The 3,390-nt window shown below is 70.0% G+C and carries 4 protein-coding genes; all 4 read left to right on the forward strand.

Going from position 1 to position 3,390, the window contains the following annotated elements; genetic code table 11:
* On the forward strand, positions 1-1,483 hold a 1,483-nt coding region (gene dnaK / locus ACOADB_RS23410; protein ID WP_378604400.1), incomplete at its 5' end, for a molecular chaperone DnaK.
* A complete protein-coding gene (gene grpE, locus ACOADB_RS23415; protein WP_378604403.1) occupies positions 1,480-2,052 on the forward strand; it encodes a nucleotide exchange factor GrpE in 573 nt (190 codons plus the stop codon). The genes dnaK and grpE, both read left to right, overlap by 4 nt.
* A gap of 50 nt (positions 2,053-2,102) precedes the next feature.
* Positions 2,103-3,266, forward strand: coding sequence for a molecular chaperone DnaJ (dnaJ, locus tag ACOADB_RS23420; protein WP_378604406.1), 1,164 nt, complete (start codon positions 2,103-2,105; stop codon positions 3,264-3,266).
* Positions 3,266-3,390, forward strand: a 125-nt coding sequence (locus ACOADB_RS23425; RefSeq protein WP_378604560.1) for a MerR family DNA-binding transcriptional regulator, incomplete at its 3' end; no start/stop codon positions are given. The genes dnaJ and ACOADB_RS23425, both read left to right, overlap by 1 nt.

The raw sequence follows: 3,390 nt of genomic DNA on the forward strand, positions 1-3,390 counted from the left end.
GCAGCGCCAGGCGACCAAGGAAGCCGGCGAGATCGCGGGCCTCAAGGTCGACCGCATCGTCAACGAGCCCACCGCCGCCGCTCTGGCCTACGGCCTCGACAAGGGCGACGACCAGACGATCCTCGTCTACGACCTCGGCGGCGGCACGTTCGACGTGTCCCTGCTCGAGATCGGTGAGGGCGTCGTCGAGGTGAAGGCCACCAGCGGTGACAACCACCTCGGTGGTGACGACTGGGACAACGCGGTCGTCGAGTGGATGGTCAAGAAGTTCAAGGACGCCAACGGCGTCGACCTGTCCAAGGACAAGATCGCCGCTCAGCGCCTCCAGGAGGCCGCGGAGAAGGCGAAGATCGAGCTGTCGTCCTCGGCCGACACCACGATCCACCTGCCCTACATCACCCACGGCGAGAACGGCCCGCTGCACTTCGAGGAGCGGCTCTCCCGCTCCGAGTTCCAGCGCCTGACCGCCAGCCTGCTCGAGCGCACCAAGGCGCCGTTCCAGAACGTCCTCAAGGACGGTGGCCTCGCGATCTCCGCGATCGACCACGTGGTCCTCGTCGGCGGCTCGACCCGGATGCCGGCCGTCACCGAGCTGGTCAAGGAGATGCTCGGCGGCAAGGAGCCCAACAAGGGCGTCAACCCCGACGAGGTCGTCGCCGTCGGCGCCGCCCTCCAGGCCGGCGTCCTCGCCGGTGAGGTCAAGGACGTGCTGCTGCTCGACGTGACCCCGCTGAGCCTCGGCATCGAGACCAAGGGCGGCGTGTTCACCACGCTCATCGAGCGCAACACCACGATCCCGACCAAGCGCTCGGAGATCTTCACGACCGCTGACGACAACCAGCCGTCGGTCGAGATCAAGGTCGCCCAGGGTGAGCGGGCGATCTGGTCGCAGAACCAGCAGCTCGGCAACTTCGAGCTGACCGGCCTGCCGCCGGCCCCGCGTGGCGTCCCGAAGATCGAGGTCACCTTCGACATCGACGCCGACGGCATCGTCCACGTGTCCGCGAAGGACCAGGCGTCGGGTCGCGAGCAGTCGATGACCATCTCCGGCGGCAGCGCGCTGTCGAAGGACGACATCGACCGCATGGTCAAGGAAGCCGAGCAGTTCGCCGAGGAGGACGCCAAGCGTCGCGAGGCCGTCGAGGTCCGCAACCAGGGTGACCAGCTCGTCTACACGACCGAGAAGTTCCTGGCCGACAACGGCGACAAGATCCCGGACGAGGTCAAGACCGAGGTCAGTGCCGACGTCGACGCCCTGAAGGCGGTCCTCGAGAACACCGAGGCCGACGCCGAGACGCTCACCGCCGCCATCAGCAAGCTGGGCGAGTCCAGCCAGAAGATGGGTGCCGCGATGTACGCCGCCGCCGAGGCCGAGTCCGCCGCTGCCGGTGGCAGCACGGGCGCCACGGGCGAGGCCGACGACGACGTCGTCGAGGCCGAGATCGTCGACGACGAGCCCGAGGCCGAAGGCGACAACAAGTGACCGAGGACCCGACCGGTCCCGCCACGCCGGAGGGGGAGCAGCCCGAGACGGCTGCTCCCTCCCCGGAGGGTGACGTCGCCCCCGACGCTGCGGAGCTCGGGTCCGAAGAGGTCGTCGAGACCCCCGAGGCCGACGAGCTCACGGTGACGAAGATGGCCCTGGAGGAGCGCACGCTCGACCTCCAGCGCCTCCAGGCCGAGTACCTCAACTACAAGCGCCGGGTCGACCGGGACCGCGAGCTGTTGCGCGAGAACGCGACGTACTCCGCGCTCGCGCCGATCGTCGAGGTCCTCGACAACATCGACCGGGCGCGGGAGCACGAGCCGCTCGAGGGTGGCTTCAAGGCCGTCGCCGAGCAGCTCGAGCGCACCGTCGCCGGGCTGGGCCTGGTCAAGTTCGGTGCCGTGGGCGAGGCCTTCGACCCCACGGTCCACGAGGCGCTGTCGCACATCGGGACCGACCCGGAGGTCACGGTCACGACCTGCAAGTTGATTGCCAAGGCCGGCTACAAGTTCGGCGACCGGGTCGTGCGCGCTGCGCAGGTCCTGGTGGTCGACCCGGTCGAATAGCCGAGAACCCCAGCTCGGTGAGATGACGAACAGGAAGGGAGGGGTGTGCGATGAGTGACGACGGAATCCGGTCCGACTGGGCCACGAAGGACTTCTACGCCGAGCTCGGTGTCACGAAGTCGGCGTCGACCGACGAGATCAAGAAGGCCTATCGGAAGCTGGCGCGCGCCAACCACCCCGACTCGAACCCGGACGACAAGGTCAAGCACGAGAAGTTCAAGTCCGTTGCCGAGGCCTACGACGTCATCGGCGAGCCCGCCAAGCGCAAGAAGTACGACGAGGCGCGGGAGATGTTCCGGCGCGGAGGCTTCCCTGCGGGCGGCGGGTTCGGTGGTGGCGGCGTCAACGTCGAGGACCTGCTCCGCGACCGGGCCGGCGGCGGGGGTGGCTTCGGTGACCTCTTCGGCGACCTGTTCGGCGGCGGCTTCGGCCAGGGTCGGCGCGCGCCGCGCCCGACTCGGGGAGGCGACCTCGAGACCAGCGCGACGATCGGGTTCTCCGACGCGCTCGACGGCGTCACCGTCTCGCTGCGGATCAGCTCCGACAGCGCCTGCGGCACCTGCAACGGCACGGGCGGCAAGCCCGGCACGCGTCCCCACGTCTGCAGCACCTGCGACGGCAGCGGCTCGATCACCGCGTCGGTGGGCGGGGCGTTCACGATGAACGAGACCTGCCCCGCCTGCGGTGGTCGCCAGCTCGTCTACGACGACCCCTGCCCGACCTGTCATGGCTCCGGTCGCGGCCAGTCGGCGCGGACGATCCAGGCGAAGATCCCGGCCGGGGTCAAGGACGGCCAGCGGATCCGGCTGCGGGGCAAGGGTGCGCCCGGTGAGGGCGGCGGTCCCGCCGGCGACCTCTACGTCGTCGTCAAGGTCTCCCCGCACCGGGTGTTCGGCCGCAAGGGCGAGAACCTCACGGTCGACGTCCCCGTCTCGTTCGCCGAGCTGGCGCTCGGTGCCGAGATCAAGGTCCCGACGCTCGGTGGTGCCCCGGTCACGCTCCGGATCCCTGCCGGCACGCCCAGCGGCCGGACCTTCCGGGTCCGCAACAAGGGCGCGCTGAAGGCCGACGGCAGCCGGGGCGACCTGCTCGCCACGGTGGAGGTCCAGGTCCCGGGCACCCTCGACGCTGCGGCCCGGGAGGCGCTGGAGGCGTTCGCTGCCGCGACGTCCGGTACGACGCTGCGGGCAGGCCTCTTCGCGGAGGGCTCGTGATGGTCACCGGGTCGACGCAGGGGCCGCCGGGCGAGGGCGATGCGGTCTTCGTGATCAGCGTCGCCGCCCAGCTCAGCGGCCTGCACCCGCAGACGCTGCGCACCTACGAGCGCGTCGGCCTGAT

The organism is Nocardioides sp. CPCC 206348, from assembly GCF_048654705.1.
Classification (GTDB): Bacteria; Actinomycetota; Actinomycetes; order Propionibacteriales; family Nocardioidaceae; genus Nocardioides.